This window comes from Arthrobacter sp. KNU-44 (genome assembly GCF_051843155.1).
Lineage (GTDB): Bacteria > Actinomycetota > Actinomycetes > Actinomycetales > Micrococcaceae > Arthrobacter.
The window spans coordinates 1-22,446 of sequence record NZ_JBPXNG010000001.1 but is presented as its reverse complement, the minus strand read 5'-3'; the positions used below and the strand labels follow the sequence as shown (position 1 = coordinate 22,446).

17 protein-coding genes are annotated in these 22,446 nt (G+C 61.8%); 10 read left to right on the top strand and 7 right to left on the bottom strand.

Annotation, left to right across the window (positions count from 1 at the left end; all coding sequences use genetic code 11):
- The first annotated feature begins 1 nt into the window (after nt 1).
- The 7 genes from ACSVHC_RS00085 (at nt 2) to ACSVHC_RS00055 (ending at nt 9,805) form a co-directional block, all read left to right on the top strand.
- The gene (locus ACSVHC_RS00085) at nt 2-1,252 is read left to right on the top strand and encodes a hypothetical protein (RefSeq protein ID WP_439180224.1); all 1,251 of its coding nucleotides are present in this window, start codon (nt 2-4) and stop codon (nt 1,250-1,252) included.
- Nucleotides 1,239-2,747 carry an SCO6880 family protein gene (locus ACSVHC_RS00080; protein ID WP_439180223.1) on the top strand — a complete coding sequence of 503 codons (1,509 nt, stop codon included), beginning with the start codon at nt 1,239-1,241 and terminating at the stop codon, nt 2,745-2,747. The genes ACSVHC_RS00085 and ACSVHC_RS00080 overlap by 14 nt, the downstream gene beginning before the upstream one ends.
- Complete coding sequence (locus ACSVHC_RS00075) at nt 2,747-4,348, top strand: helicase HerA domain-containing protein (RefSeq protein ID WP_439180222.1); 1,602 nt, start codon at nt 2,747-2,749, stop codon at nt 4,346-4,348. The genes ACSVHC_RS00080 and ACSVHC_RS00075 overlap by 1 nt, the downstream gene beginning before the upstream one ends.
- Nucleotides 4,345-6,114, top strand: a complete 1,770-nt coding sequence (locus tag ACSVHC_RS00070) for a type IV secretory system conjugative DNA transfer family protein (RefSeq protein ID WP_439180221.1) — start codon at nt 4,345-4,347, stop codon at nt 6,112-6,114. The genes ACSVHC_RS00075 and ACSVHC_RS00070 overlap by 4 nt, the downstream gene beginning before the upstream one ends.
- Nucleotides 6,115-6,125: 11 nt before the next feature.
- Nucleotides 6,126-6,569, top strand: coding sequence for a DUF4913 domain-containing protein (locus tag ACSVHC_RS00065; RefSeq protein ID WP_439180219.1), 444 nt, complete (start codon nt 6,126-6,128; stop codon nt 6,567-6,569).
- A 916-nt stretch (nt 6,570-7,485) separates the two neighbouring features.
- The gene (locus ACSVHC_RS00060; protein ID WP_439180218.1) at nt 7,486-7,791 is read left to right on the top strand and encodes a hypothetical protein; all 306 of its coding nucleotides are present in this window, start codon (nt 7,486-7,488) and stop codon (nt 7,789-7,791) included.
- A gap of 847 nt (nt 7,792-8,638) precedes the next feature.
- On the top strand, nt 8,639-9,805 hold the full coding sequence (locus ACSVHC_RS00055; RefSeq protein ID WP_439180217.1) for an ATP-binding protein: 1,167 nt from the start codon (nt 8,639-8,641) through the stop codon (nt 9,803-9,805).
- 2,259 nt (nt 9,806-12,064) lie between these two features.
- Here the strand turns inward: ACSVHC_RS00055 and ACSVHC_RS00050 are convergent.
- The 4 genes from ACSVHC_RS00050 to ACSVHC_RS00035 form a co-directional block, all read right to left on the bottom strand.
- Nucleotides 12,065-12,652: a hypothetical protein gene (locus tag ACSVHC_RS00050; protein ID WP_439180216.1), complete on the bottom strand. Its 588-nt coding sequence runs from the start codon at nt 12,650-12,652 to the stop codon at nt 12,065-12,067.
- Between the two features lie 93 nt (nt 12,653-12,745).
- On the bottom strand, nt 12,746-13,696 hold the full coding sequence (locus ACSVHC_RS00045) for an AAA family ATPase (RefSeq protein ID WP_439180215.1): 951 nt from the start codon (nt 13,694-13,696) through the stop codon (nt 12,746-12,748).
- A gap of 427 nt (nt 13,697-14,123) precedes the next feature.
- A complete protein-coding gene (locus ACSVHC_RS00040; RefSeq protein WP_439180214.1) occupies nt 14,124-14,762 on the bottom strand; it encodes a plasmid pRiA4b ORF-3 family protein in 639 nt (212 codons plus the stop codon).
- A gap of 167 nt (nt 14,763-14,929) precedes the next feature.
- Nucleotides 14,930-15,259, bottom strand: a complete 330-nt coding sequence (locus ACSVHC_RS00035) for a hypothetical protein (protein ID WP_439180213.1) — start codon at nt 15,257-15,259, stop codon at nt 14,930-14,932.
- Between the two features lie 377 nt (nt 15,260-15,636).
- On the opposite strand from ACSVHC_RS00035, the gene ACSVHC_RS00030 reads away from it, so the two are divergent.
- The 3 genes from ACSVHC_RS00030 (at nt 15,637) to ACSVHC_RS00020 (ending at nt 18,863) form a co-directional block, all read left to right on the top strand.
- Nucleotides 15,637-16,293 carry a hypothetical protein gene (locus ACSVHC_RS00030; protein WP_439180212.1) on the top strand — a complete coding sequence of 219 codons (657 nt, stop codon included), beginning with the start codon at nt 15,637-15,639 and terminating at the stop codon, nt 16,291-16,293.
- A 176-nt stretch (nt 16,294-16,469) separates the two neighbouring features.
- Nucleotides 16,470-17,603: a hypothetical protein gene (locus tag ACSVHC_RS00025; RefSeq protein ID WP_439180211.1), complete on the top strand. Its 1,134-nt coding sequence runs from the start codon at nt 16,470-16,472 to the stop codon at nt 17,601-17,603.
- Between the two features lie 738 nt (nt 17,604-18,341).
- The gene (locus ACSVHC_RS00020) at nt 18,342-18,863 is read left to right on the top strand and encodes a DUF4304 domain-containing protein (RefSeq protein WP_437770014.1); all 522 of its coding nucleotides are present in this window, start codon (nt 18,342-18,344) and stop codon (nt 18,861-18,863) included.
- A 367-nt stretch (nt 18,864-19,230) separates the two neighbouring features.
- Here ACSVHC_RS00020 and ACSVHC_RS00015 read toward each other — a convergent pair whose 3' ends face one another.
- From ACSVHC_RS00015 to ACSVHC_RS00005, 3 genes are read right to left on the bottom strand one after another with little or no spacing between them, the layout of a single operon-like run.
- Complete coding sequence (locus ACSVHC_RS00015) at nt 19,231-20,742, bottom strand: recombinase XerD (protein ID WP_437770013.1); 1,512 nt, start codon at nt 20,740-20,742, stop codon at nt 19,231-19,233.
- Nucleotides 20,732-21,070 (bottom strand): helix-turn-helix domain-containing protein, encoded by a 339-nt coding sequence (locus tag ACSVHC_RS00010; protein ID WP_231497281.1) that lies wholly within the window; start codon nt 21,068-21,070, stop codon nt 20,732-20,734. The genes ACSVHC_RS00015 and ACSVHC_RS00010 overlap by 11 nt, the downstream gene beginning before the upstream one ends.
- A complete protein-coding gene (locus ACSVHC_RS00005; protein WP_439180210.1) occupies nt 21,064-22,170 on the bottom strand; it encodes a tyrosine-type recombinase/integrase in 1,107 nt (368 codons plus the stop codon). Before ACSVHC_RS00005 ends, ACSVHC_RS00010 begins: the two co-directional genes overlap by 7 nt.
- Between the last annotated feature and the right edge of the window lie 276 nt (nt 22,171-22,446).

The window sequence follows — 22,446 nt, the reverse complement described above, 5'->3', positions numbered from 1 at the left end:
GATGGCTGAGTGCAAGTGGGGGGAGCTAACGTGCGTCGCGGGGAACATCGCCGCGGGAGCGGTTAACGACGCCATCGCGAATCTGGCGAAGTCGATCATGGAGGGCATGAGCCAGATGGTGACGACACTGTCCACGTTCTGGGTGTCGATGCCCGCGGTGAACCTGGCCAGTGAGGACGGAACGACGCCGGGCCCGGTCGTGTCCATGGTGAACAGCGAGTTGATGGTCTGGACTCTGACGCTGGCGGTCTTGGCCGTCATTCTCGGTGGTATCCGGATGATCTGGGAACAGCGCGGAGCACCGCTGAAGGACCTGCTTCGTTCCCTGGTCACGCTCGCCCTGGTCACGGGTTTGGGTCTGGGTGTCATCTCGATTCTGGTGATCGCGGCAGATGCTTTCTCGGCTGCCATCATCCAGCGTTCCACGGACGGGAAGGGTTTCGCTGAGTCGATGAAGCTCCTGGTTCTGACCGGCCAGACGGGGGTCGGTGTGTTCATCCTCATCGTCCTGGGCCTGATCGGGTTGCTTGCTTCCCTCGTGCAGATCGTCCTCATGGTCGTGCGCAGCGGCATGCTGGTGATCCTTGCGGGCATCCTGCCCACCACGGCCGCTTTCACGAACACGGAGATGGGCAAGCAGTGGTTCCAGAAAGCCGTCGGCTGGACCATTGCCTTCCTCCTCTACAAACCCGCTGCGGCCATTGTCTACTCGGTCGCATTCCTCCTCATGGGAAACAACACCGGGAAGGACGCCTTGACCGGATCCATCACGGGCTTCACGCTGATGATCGTTGCCTTGTTCGCGTTGCCGGCACTCATGCGGTTCGTGACCCCAATGGTCGGGGCCGTCGCCTCCGGCGGGGGAGCCGGGGCAGGCGCAGCAGTAGGTGCCATGGCCACGGGTGCCGTTTCCCTGGGCCGGGGCGGCAGCGGCAGGGGCAATGCCGCGCCGACGCCGGCGAGCACGCAACCCAACCAGCCAGGCACGCCCCCGAAGGGCAGTAACGGAACACCTGGCCCGAAGGGAAACGGCGGCCAGCCGACGCCAGCCTCGACAAGTCCAGGTGGCCCTGGTGGAGCCACCACAACCGCGGGCACCGCAGGGGCGGCCACGGGAGCGGGCAAGGGTGCAGCTGCTGGCCCTGTAGGAGTCGCCGTCCTTGCAGGAACACAGCTAGCTGGTCAGGTTTCGCAGGCCGCACAGCAGACCGCGCAGGATTCAACCGGGGAGGGCCCCAGTGGCAGCAATTAATACCGAGTACAAGGAACCGTCCTACGGCAACTGGCGGGTACCGCGCTCCGCCGGGCTGGGCAACCTCGGCGCTATCGGCACCGGGATTGTCATGGCCGGGTTGTTGGCCGGGATCATCAGCTTCGCCATCTGGGGTCTGTTCCCGGGCCTGGCCGTCCTGGCCGTGGCCGGGGCCAGCGCCCTCCTGCTGACCGTCAAGGACAAGCACGGCCAGTCCGCTGTGGACCGCTTCGCCACACGGATGAGCTTCCGGATCTCCAGGTCCTCCGGGACGAATCTCTACCGTTCCGGCCCCCTTGGCGTGACGGACTGGGGCATGTACCAGCTGCCTGGGCTTGCGGCGACGTCGACCCTGTACGAGTTCACGGACTCCTACAAGCGCCCGTTCGCGCTGCTGCATGTGCCGGCCACCAGCCATTTCACGGTGATTTTCTCCACCGAACCCGACGGGGCCTCATTGGTGGACCCTGAGCAGGTTGATGCGTGGGTGGCGAACTGGGGCGGCTGGCTCGCCGGGCTGGCGGACGAGGCCGGCCTGGACGCCGCGGCCGTGACCGTGGAGACCGCACCGGATTCCGGGTACCGGCTGCGGAACGAAGTGGAAATGAACATCGACCCGGACGCGCCGGCCTTTGCCCAGGCGATTCTGCGCGAGGTCGTTGACACGTACCCGGAAGGATCGGCCACGGTCCGGGCCTGGGTGTCCCTGACGTTCAACGCCTCCCTCCGGGCAGGGTCGAAGAAGCGCACACCCGAAGACGTCGCCCGGGACCTAGCCTCCCGGATCCCTGGCCTCTCGGGCCGGCTGCAGTCCACCGGCGCCGGCATCGCCCGTCCCATGTCGGCGCAGGAACTCTGCGAAGTCGTCCGGATCGCCTATGACCCGCCCGCAGCCCTGATCATCGATGAAGCCCACGCCGCCGGGTCGCCGGTGTCGCTGGCCTGGGGCGAGGTCGGCCCGACCGCGACACAGGCAAGCTGGGATACCTACCGGCACGACAGCGCCTTCTCGGCCTCCTGGACCATGACCGGCGCACCGCGGGGGTCGGTGAACTCCTCGGTCCTGTCCCGGTTGCTGGCCCCTCACGGCGATATTGACCGGAAGCGGATATCGCTGTTGTACCGTCCGATGGATTCGGCCCGTGCAGCAGCCGTGGTCGAGCGGGACCAGAACAACGCCAACGTCCGCATCACCTCCGGGACCCGGCCCTCCGCCCGTGCCCTGGTAGACGCCCGCTCCGCCGTGCAGACAGCCCAGGAGGAAGCCCAGGGCGCCGGGCTGGTGAACTTCGGGATGGTCGTCACGGCCACCGTGACCGACAGGGAGCGCCTGCCCGATGCCGTCGCGGCCATTGAACAGACCTCCGGGACCGCCCGGGTGCTGCTGCGCCGCGCCTACGGTGCGCAGGACACCGCGTTCGCGGCCTCCCTGCCGCTGGGGCTGGTCCTGCCCAGGCACAGCATGCTGCCCTCCGAAATCAAGGACGCCCTCTAATGGCCCGCATGAGACTCTTCACCCGCCCGTCCAGGAAAGCACCTGAGCCGGCAGCGGCAACGGTGGCACCGGCAAACTCTGGGCGGCAACCACGGGCAGCCGGGCCGGGTTCCCGCGGCTGGGCAGGGCGCGGCGGGGGCATGGCCGCGCTCGTCCCGTCCGTGACGGAATACCGGGGAACGACGGTCCAGGTCTGCGGGCTGTGGCCGTTCTCCTCGGGGGCGTCCTCGCCGATGATCGGCGTCCCGCTCGGACGCCACGAGGAAACCCAGGCCACGGTCTGCTGTGATCCGATCAGCTGGTTCCAGCGGGCACGTCTGATTTCCAACCCCTCCGCGTTCATCCTGGGCAAGCCCGGTCTGGGGAAGTCCACCCTGGTCCGGCGCATGTTCCTGGGGCTCTCCGCCCAGGGCGTCCACCCCCTGGTCCTGGGAGACCTGAAGGGCGAGCACATCAAGGCGGTCAAGGCTCTCGGCGGCCAGGTCATTTCCCTGGGCCGCGGCGTGGGGTACCTGAACATCCTTGATCCCGGCCAGGCCGTCGAAGTCGCCCAGCTCCTTGAGGCCAACGGCCACCACGAAGCCGCCACCCGGGTCCGGGCCGACGCCCACGGCCGCCGCCTGAACATGGTCGTCTCCCTCATCACGATCAGCCGGAACAACCCGCCCACGGACCAGGAACAGACAATCCTGGACCGGGCCCTGCGGGTCCTCGATGACACGTTCGACGGCATCCCGGTCCTGAAGGACCTCCTGGACGTGATCGTGTCCGCCCCGGACGAGCTGCGCCAGGTCGCACTGGACCGCGGCGACATGGCCGTCTACCTGCAGGAAACCCGGGCCCTGGAGGCCACCCTGCTGGGCCTGACCGGGGGAGGGAAGCTGGGAGAAATCTTCTCCGCCCAGACCACCAACCCCATGAAACGTGACCGCGCCGTGGTCTTCGACGTCTCCAGCATCGACGAGACCGAGACGGACCTGCAGGCCGCCGTGCTACTCGCGTGCTGGTCCTACGGCTTCGGAACCGTGAATGTCGCCAACGCTTTGGCAGACGCCGGTCTGGAGCCGCGCCGGAACTACTTCGTGGTCCTGGATGAGCTGTGGCGGGCGCTGCGCGCGGGCAAGGGCATGGTGGACCGGGTGGACGCCCTGACTCGGCTGAACCGCTCGGTCGGTGTCGGGCAGATCATGATTTCCCACACCATGTCCGACCTGCTGGCACTGCCGGCGGAAGAGGACAGGATGAAGGCCCGCGGATTCGTGGAACGCTCCGGCATGGTGATCTGCGGCGGCCTGCCCGCTTCGGAGATGCCGCTGCTGACCTCGGCCATCCCGTTGTCCCGGCAGGAGCAGCAGAAACTCATCTCCTGGCAGGACCCGCCTGCCTGGGACTCACGCGGGGTCGACGTCGAACCCCCGGGGCGGGGAAAGTTCCTCATCAAGGTCGGCGGCCGCCCGGGAATCCCCGTCCAGATCGGGCTCACCTCCATCGAACAAGGCTCCGAAGGCCTCAACGACACGAATACCCGCTGGAACAAACCCGCCGAAACGCTCATGGAACCGCCAGCTCCGCAGCTGCCCCTGGAAGGAGGGACACCGTGAGTGCACCGAACCGCAAAGGAATGGGCCTCGGAGATGCCCTGCTGGTCTGGTTGGCCATCGGCTTCATCGTCGTCTTCGGCGGCGGAACCTACGCCGCCGTGCACCTGGGCTCGTGGATGGCCGGCATCCCCGCACCCCCCGCGCAGCCCATTGATCTGATCGCCGGGCTCATCAAGGGCCGGGTGCCCTGGCCCGTCCAGTCCACCGTCGCCGCCGCCCTCATGGCCGGCATGGTCCTGGTCCTGGCCATCGTCGTGCTGCTGGCTTGGAAGAAGGGCGCGTCCAGGCGTGCCCGGGTCGATAAGGCCGCCCGGTACCTGGGGCGCGGGAAATCCCTGGCCGCGTTCTCCGAGAAGGGCGCGCAAGCCACGGCCGAGCGCCTGGGCGTGAAAGGCAACCCGGGCATCGTCGTGGGCAAGGTGGTCGCCACCGGGCAGAAGTTCGTCCAGTCCTGGGAAGACCTCAGCATCGACATCTGGGGGCCCCGGACAGGTAAGTCGACCTCACGGGTCATGCCCGCGATCCTGGACGCACCCGGTGCCGTGGTCTCGACCTCGAACAAGCGCGACGTCCTCGACGGCACCCGCGGCGTCCGGGTCCTGACCGCTCCGGTGTGGGTGTTCGATCCGCAGAAGATCGCCCAGGAAGAACCGGACTGGTGGTGGAACCCGCTCTCCTACGTCACGGACGAAGAGAAGGCCTATAAACTCACCCAGCACTTCGCCGTCGGCTCGCGGCTCCCGGGGTCCAAACCGGATGCCTACTTCGACCCGAAGGCCGAAGACATCCTCTCCTCATACTTCCTCGCGGCCGCCCTGGGGGGGCTGCCCATCACCCGGGTGTATCTGTGGGTGACGGAACAGGTCAGTCAGGAACCCATCGAAATCCTCAAAGAGCACGACTACGAGCTGCAGTACAAGGGCCTGGAGTCCACCCTGAAGCTGGCCGACAAGCAGCGCGACGGCATCTTCGGCACCGCCGAAAAGATGATCCAGTGCCTCAAGAGCAGGAACACGCTGCGCTGGGTCGCCCCGGCACGCTGCGCCTCCGTGGCCACGGATCCCCGCCGCCGGTTCAACCCGCACGACTTCGCCGCCTCACGGGAGACGATCTACATCCTCTCGAAGGAAGGTGCCGGCTCCGCCGCGCCGCTCACCACGGCCCTGACTGTGGCCATTGCCGAGGCCATGGAGGAACGGGCCGAGCGCAGTGGCGGGCGCCTGCCCAAACCTGCGCTGTTCGCCCTGGATGAGCTGGCCAACGTTGTCCGCTGGGCCGGGCTGCCGGACCAGTTCAGCCACTACGGTTCCAAGGGCCTGATCGTCATGGCGATCCTGCAGTCCTGGTCCCAGGGCGTTGAACTGTGGGGGGAGGCGAACATGCGGAAAATCTGGTCCGCCGCCAACGTCAAGGTCTACGGCGGCGGCGTCGCCGAAGAAGGCTTCCTCCGGGCGCTCTCGGACCTCATCGGGGACTACAGCTACACCAACATCTCCATCTCCACCGGCAAAACAGGGTCCAGCCGCTCCCGGCAGGAAAGCAAGGAACGCATCTTCGACGTCTCCAACCTCGCCGAACTCGACCGCGGCCGCGCCGTGGTCCTCGCCTCCGGCGCACCCGCCACCCTCATCCGCACAATGCCCTGGTACACCGGAACCCACAAGGACGCCGTCGAAGCGTCCATCAAGACCCACAGCCCCCGACCCGAGGAACCGGCCGCACCGGCAGTTGCCGGGCCGGTCGCTAACCCCTCGGTCACGACGTAGGAGGCTCTGTGATGGACAGCAATATCGGACGATTCAGCGCAGCTCCTACTCCCGGCGAGACGGAGGCATCTGCCGAGAGACCGACGGGAGAGCAGAAGCCACCGGAATTGGTCTACGGCTCAGCCGAAGAGTTCCTGCACGAGCAGCTCCTGCCGACCTACGTCCGCGACGTCGACGGCCGCGCAGCCAAATGGTGCATCGAATGGTACTTCCACCCCGAAGCCCTCTCCCGAGTGGAAGCACTGTGGCGGGCCTGGGAACACCTCAGACTCGACGGAGCCACCGGCATCAGCGTCTGGTTCAAAGACCACGCAGACCACCACATGAACGTCCTCCTGGACCCCCGCGGCCCGTTCTACAAATGCGATATGCAAAAACACCGGGACCCCGAACACCTCGAACCGAAAAAAGCCCCGGAAGGCTGGTTCCCTGACGTCCGCACTCAGCCAGCCTAGAAACCAGCAATAAGCTCCTGCAGAAGACATGAGTCTCGATGCCTGCCACCATGCAGGTGCTCTGGAAAACCGCCCGCGAAAGACCGAAGCCCTTGGGGCAAATCGACCTTGCCACATGCATAGCATCAGCTCGAAGGATGCCCGGACGGGAGTGGATCTGCCGATGGGGGTGAACACAGATGCCGTAAAGCCTGCACTGTTGAACCTGGCGTGCCTGGCACGTGATGGGCGGCATTGGGGTCAACCGAGCGGCAATCGAGAATCGACTTTCAATTGCGCCACAGTCTGGTTTCGGTACTTTTACCGCGGGCCATATTAGGACGATTTCGGACAAGACCGGAACGACCGAGGAGCACGAGTGGTACGCTTCCGCGCCCGTCGAGTACGGCTGGTCCCGGAACGCACTGATGAACCGTTCGGCGAAGATCCCACACAGAGACTCCAATCTGTTGTCAAGGTTTCCTGACATCACTTGCGGTCGAACCTCAGCACTGTTAAGAAATCCTGGCAGGCGCATTTCCACAGACGATTCGGGGGCAGCGGGCGTCAGCAATCCTGTTGGAAGGGGTAGATTCACCCAGGGATTTTCGGCTAGGCTGCGGCTACTTTCTGTTTAAAAAGTGGCCCTGGCGAAGGGCGTCGTGAAGCGAGGGAAAATGGCGAAGTGCTCAGATTGTTCAGGAACGGGTCTCTGTTATGTCTGCGATGGCAGCGGGCGTAAATACAAAATCGGTAGTGATGTGGAGTTCTCTAGCTGCCTCACCTGCAAGGGTGGCGGAAAGTGCAACATTTGCGGGGGATCAGGCCGGGAATAAAACCGGTTTGTGTCTTGATATGCAAGCCTCACCTGCCTAATCCGGTCGATCCGCCCAGACAGAACTGACGAATAGCCACTTGCAACTGTGAGGTGAAACAAATGGAACTTCATGAGATGACCATGATGATCAAGTTGGAACGGGCCCAGGAGCTTCAGTTCGAAATTACTGAAGATCCTATGAAGGCTCGGAGCTTGGGTGATGAACTGATGACGAAACTTCTGGAGGCCTGCGAAGCGAATCCTGCGAGGAGAGATGAAATCATTGCAAATGGAAATGCTTGGTTGGTCGACATGGTCGCCAGATTCGGCGGGCGCAGACAGTGGGACCTCGCCGAGCAGTTCCAGTATCTTCTCAGGCGCCTTAACGTAGAAGTCGGAGAGGTGCGGGCGGGCTATTACGACTAATTCCGCGGGCGGCAACACGGGGTGCGGTAGTTTGTCTTCGTCTCGTCCTCGAAGAACCCATCCAGTTCCGCGGCAATTCTTGCGTCACGGCGAAACCCAGCTGCCAGTACTTCCAGAAGACATGCGTGGCAGCCCGCCCCTTTCCTTGAGGCAACGAATCGAAGGGCCCTTTCGAGGGTCCTTCTTTTCTCTGTTCTCTGTCTGCTGCCTCTCCGCATGCAGCGGTTGGAGCCCCGGGGATCGAGCAGTCACTCGGCCTCATGAGCCTGTCGAATAATTCCAGTTCAATAAGGCCATGGAATCCGCGACGAAAGTCCGCCGCGAATGGGTCAAGACCCTTGTCGCTTGCCAGCGAAATGGGACAACTGTGTACCTCGAGTATGGGACCACTTGGAAGTGTTATTTAGGATCGCGGACCTCCGCGGTTTCGTCGATGACGGCGCGCCGGTTTCCGGTGAGGGTCCAGGACCAGGTCGTAGGTGTCTGCAGTGACTTCGATCCTCCCCATGAGGAAGCGCACGCCAGTTGCTGGGCATCACAGTTGTCCCAGTCTTCGGCCGATATCGTTGTCCGTGATGGTTTGCTTGCCGTACAAGGCGAAACCGTCGTGGAACAGTTCATCGATGAGAAGAACCGACGCGTCCTAGATCGCCCCCACCCCGGGGACGTGTCCCATCCGCAGGAGCTGTCGGTCGACAATCGAGTCAAAGCTCTCAATTGCGCCACAAACTGTGGCGCAGGGTTCGCGGGTTGCACGGATGAATCATCTCTACCCATTTCTATGAATATCTAAGTTTTTGCTAGACTTGCATATATTTCAGTAGATCTTCGTAGAGAATGAGGCTTCATGGACCCGGTATCGAATCCGTATTCGCCCGGCGCTGGCCGGAAACCTGCGGCCCTCGTCGGCCGCGACCGGCCACGTGCGGACTGGCAGATTGCGATAGATCGGGTCGAGGCCGGCCGGACTGCTCAGCCCTTTGTCCTCTACGGGCTCAGGGGAGTGGGGAAGACCGTCCTGTTGTCCGATTTCCGGCGGTCCGCGACGGACCGTGACTGGCTTGTTGCCCAGGTCGAGGCAGGCGCCGGTAAGTCATTGCGTGAGGCCTTGGGGGAAGCTCTTCATGCACCCCTCGCTGATCTCGCGCGCCCTTCGGCCGGGCGGCGATTGCTTAAGGCACTCAAGACCGCCGTGAGCTTCAAGGCGTCCTATGACCAAGACGGGACGTGGAACTTCGGCCTGGATCTGGCCGGCACCTCCGGCGGGGGGGCGGACACCGGCGTCCTCGAAACCGATCTTCGCAAGCTCGTCCACGACCTGGCATCGGCCGCCGAGGAGGAGAGCGTCGGCTTGGCGATCCTGATTGACGAAGCCCAGGATCTCGATCAGGCCGAACTCGTGGCGCTCTGCGCGATCGCGCATGCGGCCGCGCAGGATGACTGGCGTGTGCTTTTCGCGTTTGCCGGCCTGCCGAGCCTGCCCAGGGTTCTGGCTGAAGCAAAGTCCTACGCTGAACGGTTCAACTACGAAAAGATCGAGGAACTCCGCGGAACGGCCGCTTCAGAAGCACTGACGAAACCAGCTACCGACGACGGAGTCGAGTGGGAAGAACCGGCCGCAGCGCTGATCGTCGAGGAGAGCGCCGGCTACCCGTACTTCCTCCAGCAATTCGGGCAGGACACCTGGAACGCAGCAACGGGTTCGAAAATCACCTACAACGATGCCCGTGTCGGCGCAGCCAACGGCCGTGCAGCCCTGGACAGCGGATTCTTCCGGGCCCGCTGGGACCGTGCAACCAGGGCCGAACAGAACTACCTCAGGGCAATGGCCGAAGACGGCGATACGGGAAGCTCCTCAGGTGAAATCGCAGCCCGCCTGGGCCGGGGGCCGGCCAGTTTCGGCCCGATCCGGGCGAACCTGATCGCAAAAGGTCTGGTCTACGCACCCGAACACGGCGTGATCGCATTCACCGTCCCGGGAATGGCAGCCTTCATCAAACGCCAGCCCAAATGATCGTCGGGCTTGGCCGACAGTCGGCCTTTGGCGGATCAAGCCGATCTTCGGCCGACTCTCTTTCTAGCGCCGGTCATGTTGATACGCCACCTGGCCATGTCTACGCTCACCCCAAATCGTTGGGCTATTTGCGGGAGGTCCAGGCCATTGCGTACAGACCATACTGCTTCGGTTATCAGGAGGGCGCCCGCCAGCCACTTGGCCTCATCCTCAAAGACCTGATCCCAATCACGGCAACCCATGAGATCTAGGGCAGGTTTGGGGAGTGCTGGAGTAAGCCGTGCGACAGTTCACGGGCGATGTTACTTGCCTGGCGGCTGGATTTATGGGCATCATTGTGCACGATGAGTCGCTTGGGGCCACTGAAGACGGTCACGGCACTGAACGCCTGGGAACTGCCGGATCGGCTCGCTGCCGTATGTGGTTAACCAGAGCGCAGGTAAATGCGACGACCCAAAAGCTCTGGGATTGAACGATAAGTTCACCAGGCCGTTCCTGTTCGCGCAATTTCCATCTTGACCGGTGTCGACACGGTAGCTTTGCGTCTGTGAATAACGTTCAGTTGCTATGGCTATCCGCGATAGCGGCGGCCCTGCTCGGGACGCTTCCAGTTAGACGCGCAAGGATGCCATCGAAGTCAATGACGAGGGGGCTGCAGATGGTCGTCCTTGCCATCGGCCAACTTTCAGCTCTGACGGTCGCCAATGCCATTGTGGAGTTGAGGTTCGGATCCGCTTTGTGGGGTTTGAATCCCGCTAATTTTAGTTTCGACCCTTGGCTGACTGGAATCTGTGCGATCTTCGGCGGGGTTGCTTCCTTCGCAACGGTTGTGCTCCTCAACCGGCTACTGGCCGGTCGGGAAGGGGCGGACCTACGACGATCAGCTACGACGTTAGCTTTCGTGATTTCTTGCACGCTCCTAGGTGCAGTGGCCTTCGGTGTAGGTGCGCCTATTTCTCGTTCAGCAACCACGTCCAGGGCGGTCATAAGCATTGCTACGAGTGGCGCCGTCGATCTTAGGGCCGACGCGTATCTCGGTGATCCCGCGAGTGCGCGGTCGGCAGCTGCGCTCTCGGGAGGACTGTCACTGCTGCTAACCGTGCAGGCTCCTCCTGGCACGCCTGTGCAAGTCGCAGTTGGATACTTTGGCGAGGACAAGCCAAAGATGGAACCATCGAAAGATCATGGCGGACGATGGAACGTCGGACCTTTTGACAACTCCATAAACTCCGCTGTCTGCGGGATGGTCTTGCCGGAGGATCAGCGCCGAGACGGTTACCTGGCGACGACATCAGTCGAAACCGATGGGGGAGGCTCAGCGACCGCATGGATCGACGTCAGTGGCCCGTTCAATTGGATATCGACAAGCGGCGACCAGAACATGGTGGAACCACCGGTATTGAACGGGGCTTGGGAAACGGCTACGGCTTGCACCAAAGCTAGCGAGTATCGGTCGCCTAAACACCAGATCATCACTGCGGTGGTGAACCCGAGTTATTCTGTCAGTTTCCGAGATCAAATAAGTCCCGCCCAACCATTTGCGACGAGTACGTCGGGTCCAGATAGACTCCGCTGGATCGACGAAACGCGTTCTGGTCAACCCGGACAATCTTTCCCTCAGATCAATCCCGCGTACTCAATCTCGACTGCGGACACGCAACGATGGGGTAGCGGTGCACTCTATCTATCGGCGCTCTTGGCAGGTGGTGCATTGACAGGAGCCTTCGAGCTCCTGAGGGACTGGCCACGACGGATTGACAACATGCCATCATCGGCACGCCATCGAAAAGGTGATCGAAGAAGTTGATCGTCGTGATCGCTCAGTCTTAAACCCCTAATGCGAGGTGTCGAAATTTTGTAAGGGCGGATTTCCGTCGAATGACTGATCTATACGAAGAGACCCTTGGTGCAATCCGTAGGCGCTGCGGGTAGGCCAAGGCCCCACCCTGAAACCGTCTGGTCCATGACGCAGGACGGGGCCTTCCCTCGCGCGAACACCTAGGCCCTTCCGGCGCGCCCGCTTGTCCCTCCGGTAGTGACAGACATTTGAGTCTTATGCTTTATCGGTCAACCCAAGGGCTAATCAACGACCGCCACAGGTTCGAATACTAGGCCACCAGAGTGCCATTTGATGGCTTGGGCCACGCCGTCAACGGCCCGGTGGAGCGATAGGGCGCTTTTCTGTCGCATGACAATGGCTATATGGAACCTGACATGCCGGTGTTGGTCCGTCTGCACCTGGATGCGGGGCGATCGCTTTCAAGAGGCAGTGACCTCCGGAAGCACGCAACTAATGGCTCGGCGAAGTCGGTCGTCACGCGTGCTCTGAATGGCACGCGTAGTCCAAGCACTGAACACCTCGACCTTCCAGTTGCGGAGGTGGGACGATGCCAGCGCCAAGAGGGGCTTCTTGCGGTCGTAGACCGCCAGCAGAGCGGCGAGATCGCCGGCGCCAACAGCGGCAGCTATCTTCGTTTCTATATCTGAGGCGAGCTCGGAGACGTCGAGTTCGCCCGTCCGGGCGGCGTAACTGGTAGTGAGGTCTGCGATCGACTTGTCTGCCGAGAAGTCAATCTGCTTGAGCATTCTGTCGATACGTCGACGGCAATAGCCCAGGACAACCTCACTAACGTTTTTCTCGCTCATTGCATCGGCGAAGATTGCTGCCTTCAGCCCCGCGAGTTTCGTTTCTAGCTCATTCCCTTCGAGGTCGTTCATCTCGAGGATCGCGCGCGAGACAGCAGGGAGTAGGAGAAGGTTCTCGATTTCCGACACCGGCAGTATTTGGATGCCGTTGGCAGCGAGATTCGCACGGTCTCGTTCGTCGTGCCCGTCCGCGTCGACCAATCCAGCACACTGGATCCGGGTGAGCGCTGCATTGCGCCGCATCGTGACGACCGAGTGAATCACGCCTTCGCAACCGCCGCGAGGCACGACTGTTCAGGCGGGATAACAGGCGCGATACAAGGCAAGGTCGAGGCTGCCCTGTTCGCCTTCGACGAAAAGGATCGGCTTGCGGCTGCCAAGAATCAGTGTGACGAGATCCTCGCTGAAGCCTGCGGCCTCGGGCACGTTTTCGATGACCCATCCGGTAGTGGGTGCGTAGCTCCGCACTACGTGTTTATTGCCGGCGCGCGATGCTGCGAACTCTAGATCGTGCGTGATCAGAAGAAAGGCGCAGTCTGGACGCGCGGCTTCCAATTCGTCCCAAAGGCGGCTGAGGATCGAGCGGTGTACGTGAATCTCTGGTTCGTCCATGATAAAGACTGAGCCGTGGTCGGCGACCAGCGTTTGGCCAATCATATAGAGAACCGCTTTTTCGCCGTCGCTCATTTCAGTGACGCTGTAATGTTCGCCGACTGTCTCGTCTATAACGGGAGAAACTTTGATGTCGTCTGCCGTGATGGTTAGGTCGCGGGTAGGCAACACCCGATGAAAAATCGCTTTCAACTTCTGCATGAGCGTATCGCGGCGTTCGATCGGAACGCCGTCCGCAGCGGCATTGTAGGCGCTTACGGCCGTATTCGCTTGCTCGCCGAATAGCACCTGAAGTAGAGCGCCTGCGTCGTCAAGTATGAAGCGAGGCTGAGCTTGGCCCCAGCGTACGATGTCACGCGCTGCAAGTTCACTACCCCATTGGTTGGGTTTTGCATTTCCGTAACGGAGCTGAGCTCGGGCAGCCTCCTCACTGATTTTCTCGATTGAGGGATCAATGGCTAGCATCCGCTGCGCCGAAATACGATGTGCGATGACCCCGAGCTGCCGTTCGCACTCAACCGCCAATTTTGTTTTTCCGGACCCGTTGGCGCCAACGATAACTGTAGATAGGCCTGCTCGAAACTCAATCGGAACGATCGCGCCTGGAACTGATATGTCAATGGGAAGCGGCAACGCTTTCTCCTAAAAGTGGCTCTTCGCATTTCACCGTGGTGGGGTGGGTGTGTCGGTGCCCGGTGGAGGTCGAAGTTTCCGATGATGGAATCTACTGGACTGGCCGCCCGAAGGATCTCGACGTGTCCTACGCTACCTTCGATGCACCTGGTCCGACCACGAGGGCGGACAGCTTGTCCTTCGCCTCGCTGAGCGGGGCCGTTTCATAGTGAAATGTGAGCCGGAAGTATGGCTAATAGCTAGCCGCATCTTTGGCTAAAAACGGATACTTTGTAGATCTATGTTCTCGGTGGTCCAGTGCTGGCCGCCCCGTTCGAATAGCCAACAGCCTATTATTACGCGGCGAGAAGCGGTTGGGGGAGCGTGCGTGGAAGGCGCTGTCCCTGGCGTTAAGGACTAGGCCTTTTTCACCCCAAAATCCGGGGGGTTAGAGCCCCTCGGCCAGCGCCAGGTTCACGGCCGCGATGTCCAGGAATGCAGGGTCGAAAGGCTTATCGGAGCCGGTCATGTCGGCCACCCAGGCGGAATGTTCGGCGTGGCCAGGATGGGACGGGTCGGCGAGGGCGTCCATGATCTCCTCGTAGCCGGGAAATCCTCCGGATTCCAGCGGGCCGCGCCGGCCGCCGTCAATCAGCAGAGCTGGTGGAGTGTCGTCGTTTGCGGGCCAGCGGGACGTCAGTTCGATCCGGTGCAGCCAGCTGTCGCCGAAGTCGTACTCGTAGAAGGCTGCGCCTGAACTCAGGTCGAGCAGCTGGTCCAGGGAGCACTCCTCTTCAGGCCTGTCTCCCGGTTCTTCGCATTCCTGCCTTGGTAGCCACTGCAGGACTTCCGGAATCTCGCCGTTTACCGGCCGCAGCGGGGCGAAGGGATCATCTGTTGTGAACCTGTGCAGGTGCACGTCCTCCCAGCCAAAGACTGCCTGCAGGACCTTGTGTACCTGCTTCAGGGCCATGGAGCCCCGGATCTCAAACTGACGCCAAATTGTAGGCACGCTGCCGACGAGCTCCACACGAACCTCCAGGACAGCGTCCGATCCATCTATGTTCCTGGCTGCAAACTTATCCATGGAGTCCATACTCTCAAGCAACGCTGAATGGAGACATCGGTACTATCGGCATTGACAGAATCCCCTGAAAATACGGGAGTGAGGAACCCGGCGGTGACCGGTTCGCCGAATCATACGGAGACTCGTTGGTGGATTTCCACCCCGATGTTGGGGATTGCTGTCGCGGGTCAGGCCGCCTGGGTAGCTAATGGTCCCAGGAGCGCAGCGTAATCGGGGGCTAGGATGCTCAACCGGTATTCGGACTGGAGCGGATCGACGTGGGCAGGCAGATGGTGGGACCGCGAGCAAGTCCGGAGTTCTTCCAGCGCGTCGGGCTCGATCCAAGCCCGTGTCATGTCGAGCTCCAGCGTCATGCCCGCGGTGAGCGAGTTGGCACGCTTCATCACGTCATACAGGCCATGGATGCTTTTGGACGTCACGCGGCCCTGGGTGGCAACCAGGGCCTTTGCGCAGTCGAGGTCCACGCGGACCAGCACCCGAAGCTTGTCTGTCGTCACGAAAATTTCTCCGCTCTCAGTTGGGTGCCACAACGCTGTGGCGCCCCGGACAACCATAGACGAAATGTGATCCATGCGACATATCTGCCGGTGTTGGATGTTTCCGCCGGTGTCCGATCTCAACATAGTTGCCAGTTCCGACCTGGCAACTGACAGGTTGAATGAGACAACAAATGGCCTTAGCAGTCTCATCAAACGTGTCAGTTCCGTATGGATCCGCCGCCGGGCCGAGACCCGGGGGCCGCTAGGGAGTATTCCGTTAGGGGATCCTCATGCGGGACAACCCCACGCTGTGGCGAATCTGTCCCGCGAAGGTGACTTCGAAACTGACAGCGTAGGTCATTGCCTGGTCTGGCCGGTGGGGGATCCTTTAATGCATGAGAGATCCGCGCCCCGATTTGGGCATTCCCGAGGACAGAGCGGCAATCTTCCATCACGTTGGGCTAATCCTTAGCCAAGCGAACCTGATCGACGGGCGACTCATCCAGCTTGGATCATGGCTTTCTGATCCAGCGGACGCAAATGCGCAGCGAGGCCGCTGGGTCAAGATGAATCGCGCGGTCGAGAAGCGCAAAGCGATTGCGAGCTTGCTGCCGACGTGGCAGCATCGTGCACCGCTTATCGAAGGGGTGCGGCGCTGTTTCGAATACCGGAACACCTTCGCTCACGCTTCTCTTGAATTCGAGTTAGGCGAGCCACCGGACTACCACGTCGAGTGGTCGTGGCTCACTGCGAGTATCGCAGACGCAGACAAGGTCACGCCGATCGATCTCGGAGTCTTTCGAATGTGGGAATTTCGATTCGAAGCACTTAATCAGGCGCTCAAGTACGTCTTGGGCGCGGGCCGATTTTTTGTTGAAGCCCAAGACCTCCCACTCGACCAGACTGACCTTCGAGGAGCTCTCTTGCAGGGCGAACATGACGACTGGTCTCTCGTTTCCGACGATCAGGTGGATTCGTGGCAGGAAGCAGTTGATTGGCTTTTCCCGACAGCCGTCTATGCTGACGCCGGGCACCAGTCCCCGACTACATGAATACGGTCGGCCTGACAGTTCCTGATCGACCGGTTAAAAAAGCCTCCCCCACATGTCTTGCGCGCAAGACGGCCAGTCCTCCCCGTGTACGGAGGCAGGGAGATCTGCGTCGGGGCTCGGATCTGTCGGCGTTGCCTGTGGCCCCTGCGGGCGGTTGGGCTTACCTTGGTGTGTGTGTGAGCGCCATGGCGGCGCTGCTGGGGGCACGGCACCCTGAGGAGGGTTCTGCCATGTTCCCGCGCTATGAAGTAAAGGATCTGCTCCGTCGGCACGCCGTCTTCCTGGACGACAGTGTCCTCAGCAACAAGATCTCCCGAGATCCGGTCGCCCAGATCGACGCCATTCTTTCCGAGGAACTCCCCCTGTTCATAGCCGAGCAGAAGATAAATACAGGGGGGCGTCCTGTCCCGGTGATGTTCTGGTCCCACGGAGGGAACGTCCTGCGCCGTAACGCGATCCGCGAAGTCGTCGACTACACCCCCAAGTGGCTTGCCAATGGGATCTACCCGATCTACTTCCTGTGGGACACCGCCCCTGGGGCGACCGTGTGGGATGCTATCAAGGAGTGGTTTACGCCCAGTCCTGCAGGCCAGATCCTGGAGCCTCTCCCTCGTAAGCCGCCATGGCGGAACCTGGTGCTCGGTGCCGGGGCCCGGCTCGTCAATGTTCCCGACATCTGGACGGAGATGAAGGAAGCAGCATCGAACTCCAATGCCCCGATCGTGGGAACGTGTCAGGGCGGCGCCTACCTTTTCGCGCAGCGCCTCGCGGCCCGCTGGAGCGTCCTGGGGCAGCATGTCGAGCTCCACGCCGTGGGGCACAGCGCCGGGGCCATCTTCCACGCCGACTTCATCCCGCTCCTGTACCAGAACGGCATCACCGGGCTCGAAAGCCTCCAGTTCCTAGCGCCGGCGATCCGAATCGAAGAGTACTCCCAATTCGTCAAGAAGATGCGGGCGAACAGCTGGAACATCCGCGACACCCGGATGTTCACCATGAAGCAGGACGCCGAGGAGCAGGACACCGTCTTCTGGCTGTACCGGGGGTCGCTGCTCTACTTCATCCGCGACGTCCTCGAATACGGCAAGGCCCGCGAACGCGAACTCCTGGGTCTCAAGGTGGACTTTGATCGGGCTGACCCCATGGTCACCGGCAGTTTCAACGATGTCATTTTCACCCCCACGGCTGGGGCAGGTGGGCTTGGCGGGAAGAGCGATGCCTCCTCGCACACCGCGTTCTCCAAGGATCCGGAGACCCTGAACAGCATCGCAACGAACATCCTCGGAACCTACCCGTGGTCACCGTTCTGACAGGACACAACATACCCGGACAACGGCGACCCCGTCCGCGTGCGCCTGCCGCTCGAAGGCTCGCGATGAGAGCTGCGAGGTCCTCCGCGAAGGCCGTCGACGACGCTACGGACTTCGTGGTCGCGATCTCGCCCTCGATCCAAGTCTGGACAAACCAGAGCAAAGGGTACTGTTCGTAGGCTTCCCAATCGCGACCGGCACGGGAGACGACACGGTGCTGACTGTCGCGAACTCGCGTGGCAGCGTGTTCCGCAACCAGCGATGCGCGAATCTTGGCAGCGTCCTGTCTTTACATCGGGAACTGGCGGCGTACCGCGTTCCCACCCGGTAGAGGTAACTAACCGTCCCGGCGCTCTCGGCCGCAGTGATCTTTTCTTCGCGATCGAAGGAAGGAGCCCCCGCACGAGGCCCACGACGTCAGATCGGCTCAGACTGAGTTGATTCTCGTGCACGATCACTTTGCAAGCCTACGCACGGACACGTACTGAGCCGGCAGCGTTCGCCGGTGCGGCCACAGTCTGCCCTCAGCGACACTGACACGTCAGATGAGACAGCGGGCCGGATCCCGAAGGCTGACACATTGGATGAGAGAACTGACAACTATGTTGAGACCGGACACAGGACATTGGGGGAAGAAGGGTCAATAGTTGAACCTTAAAGCAATTTACTGGCATCCCTGCGGATCGAATGTGGGCGTATTCATCGGCCGCAGACGGATCATGCTGGAGAATTGCCCGTGTGGAAAGAACGAAACTAGTCGAGTCAGCATTCGCCGGCGTTCTCAAGTCCCGCGGGTTCCGTAAGCGGGGTCGTAACTGGTTCCGCACGACATTGGCCGGTGAATATCAGGTGGTGAACCTTCAGAAGTCCCCATGGGGAAGCGGAGACTACTACCTCAACCTGGCGTGGGACCCGTCGGTCCCTAGGGGGGAGTTTCGGTCAGAAAACCTCTGCCTTCTGAGTCTTCGAGCCGAACAAACGGATGTGATCCCGTCGATTGACTTTGTGCGACACGACGGCTTGGTAGCTCGCGACCTTCCGGGAACCATCCTGCTCGACGCCGAAATGAGCGGCCGGTTCCCGGAAGATGCCTTCGTCGAGCAACTCACTGAAGTTGTTATTATCCCGGTCGCGAACTTTATGGATAGCACGCCCTCTTTTGTCGACCTGGTTCCTTTGCTTTCTGCTAAGCCGCAGTACGCTTTCGTCCGGGTGCGGGAGGAACTCAGCCGTCGCGGTCACGACTTGCCTGCACGGTAACTAATGGACGTCTTCGGGTTCACCGAGGCAGGTAGCCAGTCGGAATTGTCAGACTGTCATGGCTGAATTGGAGCATGAGTAATCTCTATACCAAGAACGGCCGTCCTCTCCGATTGCAGGGAGATCGGCTCTACTCCCGCTCCGGCATCTACGTTGGCAAGGTGTATGACGATCGCGTCTACGACCCGAGCGGCCGCTATGCGGGGACAATAGTCGGCGACAGGGTTGTGTATCGAAGCACACACAGTGCGAGGATCAAGGGGCCATCGACCAGCGCCAATCGAGTTGGTTTGGCCGCCGCGAACCGCGTTCAGAGCGCAATTTGGGGAGAAGAACCCCGATTCCCGGACTGAGCCCGCAGCAGCGGTTATGTTCGTCGGTCTACGTAGCGTGACCAGGAGTCCCCGGCATTGTCGGCGTGGAGGAACGCAACCTGGTGGCTGTAGCCGAGTGCGTCCGCGACCAGTGGTGGCGGGGAAAGGGTCAGGTGTTCGTCGAGGGCGGTGTTTCGTGCGCCGCGCAGGTCGATGCCGAGGCTGCGGAGCCTGTCCATGATGGTGTTTGGGTGAAGTGGCTGTCCGGCTCGGGTTCCGGGGAAGAGCCAGGGGCTTTGTGTGTCTGATCCGGTTCTGAGGTTCGGCCGGTTTCGCAGGTGTTCTTGAAGTAGTTCCGCGACGGGCTGGGGCACGGGGACCGGATGCGTACCGAAGGCGATCTTCATGTTCGCGCTGCCTTCGTTGGGCTCGACGGCCTCGACGCGGAGTTTGGCTACCCGCACGAGCGGTTGGGCGTAGAGAAGCAGCAGGATCCCGGCGACTCTGTAGGGCAGGGATTCGCTGGTGCCGGTGAGCAGTTCGCGCAGCCAGGCCAGGCGTTGGTCCTGGGTGATTGCCGGGCGTTTTTTGGCGGTGTAATGGCCCATTTCCACGCGGGTGTTTGTTCCGGTGTTGTTGATGAAGACGATGAAGGTGCGGATGGCTTTTCTGGTCGTGGGTCCGGTGGCGAGCCAGGTTTCGATGTCTTGCTGGGTGCAGGTGGCTGCGGTTCTTTGGTGGGTCTGCCAGAGCCAGTCCAGGAATTTGATGGTTTCGGTGATCTCTTGTTTGGCCGAGTGCACCGGGCCGCGGGCGCTTGTTTCCGGTGTTGTCGTGGACCGGATGCGCCGTAGGTGGTGCCATGTGGCAAAGTGCTCGACAGGTCTTGCGACCTGTTCGGGCAAGGGGCGGAGCTTGTCTTCGATCCAGGACTCGAACCGGGCCAGGTGCGGGTCTTGGTAGGGGAGGAGTCCGTGGTGGACGAACAGTGCCCGCAGGTGGTTGGTTTCTCGTTCCGCTGACTTGGCCTGGGCGTTGAGTCCTTCGTGGGTCAAAGGTGTTGTCCCGTTTGAGAGTGAGGACAGGAGGGCTTGGACTTTGGGGGAGCGCTTCCAGGTGATGATGCTCTCGGGCCGGTCTGCCTTGCAGAGGACCTCGACGATTCTGACGGCTATTCCTGAATCGGCAGGGTCTGTGAGCAGTAGATCGTTGAGGTCGTCCCGGAGGGCGCAGCGGGCGCAGATACCCAGCCGGTAGAACTCGCCCTCAACACCGCAGCGGCCGCAGTGGAAGTCGTGGGGGATGCCTGCGCAGGGTGCGCATCGCGGCCCGCCGATGGTCTCGGGCGGGCCGGGGAGCAGCCGGTGCTGGCCACAGTCAGGGCAGGTCCCGTGGGTGCGGGTGGCGGTGGTGAAGCAGGGTCCGCAGATTTTGCCTTCGGGCCAGGTGGCGCGTGTTCGGCCGGCGTTTCGGCCGCATCGGACGCAAGTGGCGGTCCCGGTGGTGCGCGGCCGGCCGCGGCTGGTGTTGCGGGGAGTCAGCCCCTCTGGAGCCTCAGTGTCCATCGTCGATGATGCGGGCCCGCCGCGGGCGGACGGTTCGGTTCAGGTCTACGACATTGGGAGCGCTGGTGCCGGTCTTGCGGGTGCGGGCGTCGGCGGCTGTCACCGTGATGAGGTCTTCGGGGCCGCAGGAGAAGATGTCACAGATCGCGGCGATGAGTTGGAGCGCGACGCGTTCGGGCTTCTGGTTGACGAGCCGGTAGACCTGTGGCCGGGACAAGGAGATGCCGCGCTCGGCCAGCAGGGGGATGAGGTCGGTGGTGTTGTGTAGTCCCCGTGCTGCCATAAGCTCGGAAAGCCGCCATTTGTATTCGACTTCGCGTCTCACCATTGGCCCCGTATCTGCACGCCCAGAACTTCGTCCATGGTGCGGTCCAGGGCCGCACGGAGGGTGGAGTTGCGGAAGTCATCGCTGACGAATTGATAGATCCCGGTGGTGGAGGCGTGTTCGTGGCCCATTTGATATTGCACGAAGCTAGGATCCCACCCGTCCTCCAGGAGGTGTGTTGCGTAGGAGCGTCGCAGTGAGTGCAGATCCAGGCCATCCAGCGGCAGTCCCAGCTCGTCCAGGTAACGCCGGAGCCGGCGCAGCAGGGTGGATTCGCAGATCAGCCCACCGCGTTCGCTGGGGAACAGGTCCAGTGTTTCAAGCGTTCCCCGCCCGTTGGCGAGCCAGTCCTCGATGACCCCGGCGGTCCAGTCGAAGACCGTCAGGACGCTGCGGGGTTTGTGCGGGGAGCCCTTGCGTGACTTGCCGAAGCGGACCTTGCAGACGCCTGTTTTTCCGAACCTTCGCGCCTGCGGATTGGTCGCGAAATCGATGGTCTGCAGGTGCCGGAGTTCGTTGAACCTGAGCCCGTACGAGTAGGTGACTTTCAGCATGACCGCGTCGCGGTAGGCTGCTTTCCAGCCTTTCTTGCCAGAGGCCGCGATGAGTTCGACCTGGTCATCCGCATGGTCGAACAGCATCTGCAGTTCAGCCTTGGTGAATGGCCGCTTCGAAGGACGCCCTTCGTACTCTTGCGTGTGCGCAGCGGTGTTCCAGTCAAAGAAGACCTGGGACGGGTGCGTGCCAAAGCGCTGCTCACAGACCTGGTCCCAGCCATAGTCGGGATTGGATACGTAGGACGTGAACCGGCGGAGGGCGGACTGGTAACCGCGGATCGTGGAGTGCTTCAGTTGATGGATCGAGCGCAGGTCACCGAAATACTCCTCGACATGGGCCGGTGACCAGTTCCAGGGGAACTCGTTCACATGGTTCACGAACCTTCGGACACATCCGATGCCCTTATCAATCGTGTCGAATTGAAGGTTCCTGGAGAGCTGCTGGTTGCGCCAGCCCGTAAGCATGTCCTCGAGCGTCTGTTCCTCGGGATGCAGCAGCCGAACAGCACTCAGTTGCAGCACGCGCCCGGACCCATCGACCGCCATTTTCGCCTCCAAATCACGCCTGAATCATGTTCATAATTTGAATCAATGATTCATCAAACGCATCATCACGACAAAACCGCAGGTCAGAGGCGCGTCTCACGCCGTCACAGAAAACCACACGCAGCCGTCTGGATCGTCCGGGAAGCTGCCCGCCAGGGTTGCAGAGGTGCAAAAATCCGCGCAATCCCGGGGCGAGTGAGCCCGCCCCGACGGATCCGGAGGATTAGGGCGAATTGATTCATCTGATGAGATACGCAGAGTATTACTTTACATAAG

What these genes read in the sequence shown, in the direction of transcription:
- ACSVHC_RS00085 (WP_439180224.1), top strand. Translation starts at nt 2, where the DNA reads ATGGCTGAGTGCAAGTGGGGGGAGCTAACGTGCGTCGCGGGGAACATC.
- ACSVHC_RS00075 (WP_439180222.1), top strand. Translation starts at nt 2,747, where the DNA reads ATGGCCCGCATGAGACTCTTCACCCGCCCGTCCAGGAAAGCACCTGAG.
- ACSVHC_RS00065 (WP_439180219.1), top strand. Translation starts at nt 6,126, where the DNA reads ATGGACAGCAATATCGGACGATTCAGCGCAGCTCCTACTCCCGGCGAG.
- ACSVHC_RS00060 (WP_439180218.1), top strand. Translation starts at nt 7,486, where the DNA reads ATGGAACTTCATGAGATGACCATGATGATCAAGTTGGAACGGGCCCAG.
- ACSVHC_RS00055 (WP_439180217.1), top strand. Translation starts at nt 8,639, where the DNA reads ATGGACCCGGTATCGAATCCGTATTCGCCCGGCGCTGGCCGGAAACCT.
- ACSVHC_RS00040 (WP_439180214.1), bottom strand. Translation starts at nt 14,762, where the DNA reads ATGGATAAGTTTGCAGCCAGGAACATAGATGGATCGGACGCTGTCCTG.
- ACSVHC_RS00030 (WP_439180212.1), top strand. Translation starts at nt 15,637, where the DNA reads ATGAGAGATCCGCGCCCCGATTTGGGCATTCCCGAGGACAGAGCGGCA.
- ACSVHC_RS00015 (WP_437770013.1), bottom strand. Translation starts at nt 20,742, where the DNA reads ATGGACACTGAGGCTCCAGAGGGGCTGACTCCCCGCAACACCAGCCGC.
- ACSVHC_RS00010 (WP_231497281.1), bottom strand. Translation starts at nt 21,070, where the DNA reads ATGGTGAGACGCGAAGTCGAATACAAATGGCGGCTTTCCGAGCTTATG.
- ACSVHC_RS00005 (WP_439180210.1), bottom strand. Translation starts at nt 22,170, where the DNA reads ATGGCGGTCGATGGGTCCGGGCGCGTGCTGCAACTGAGTGCTGTTCGG.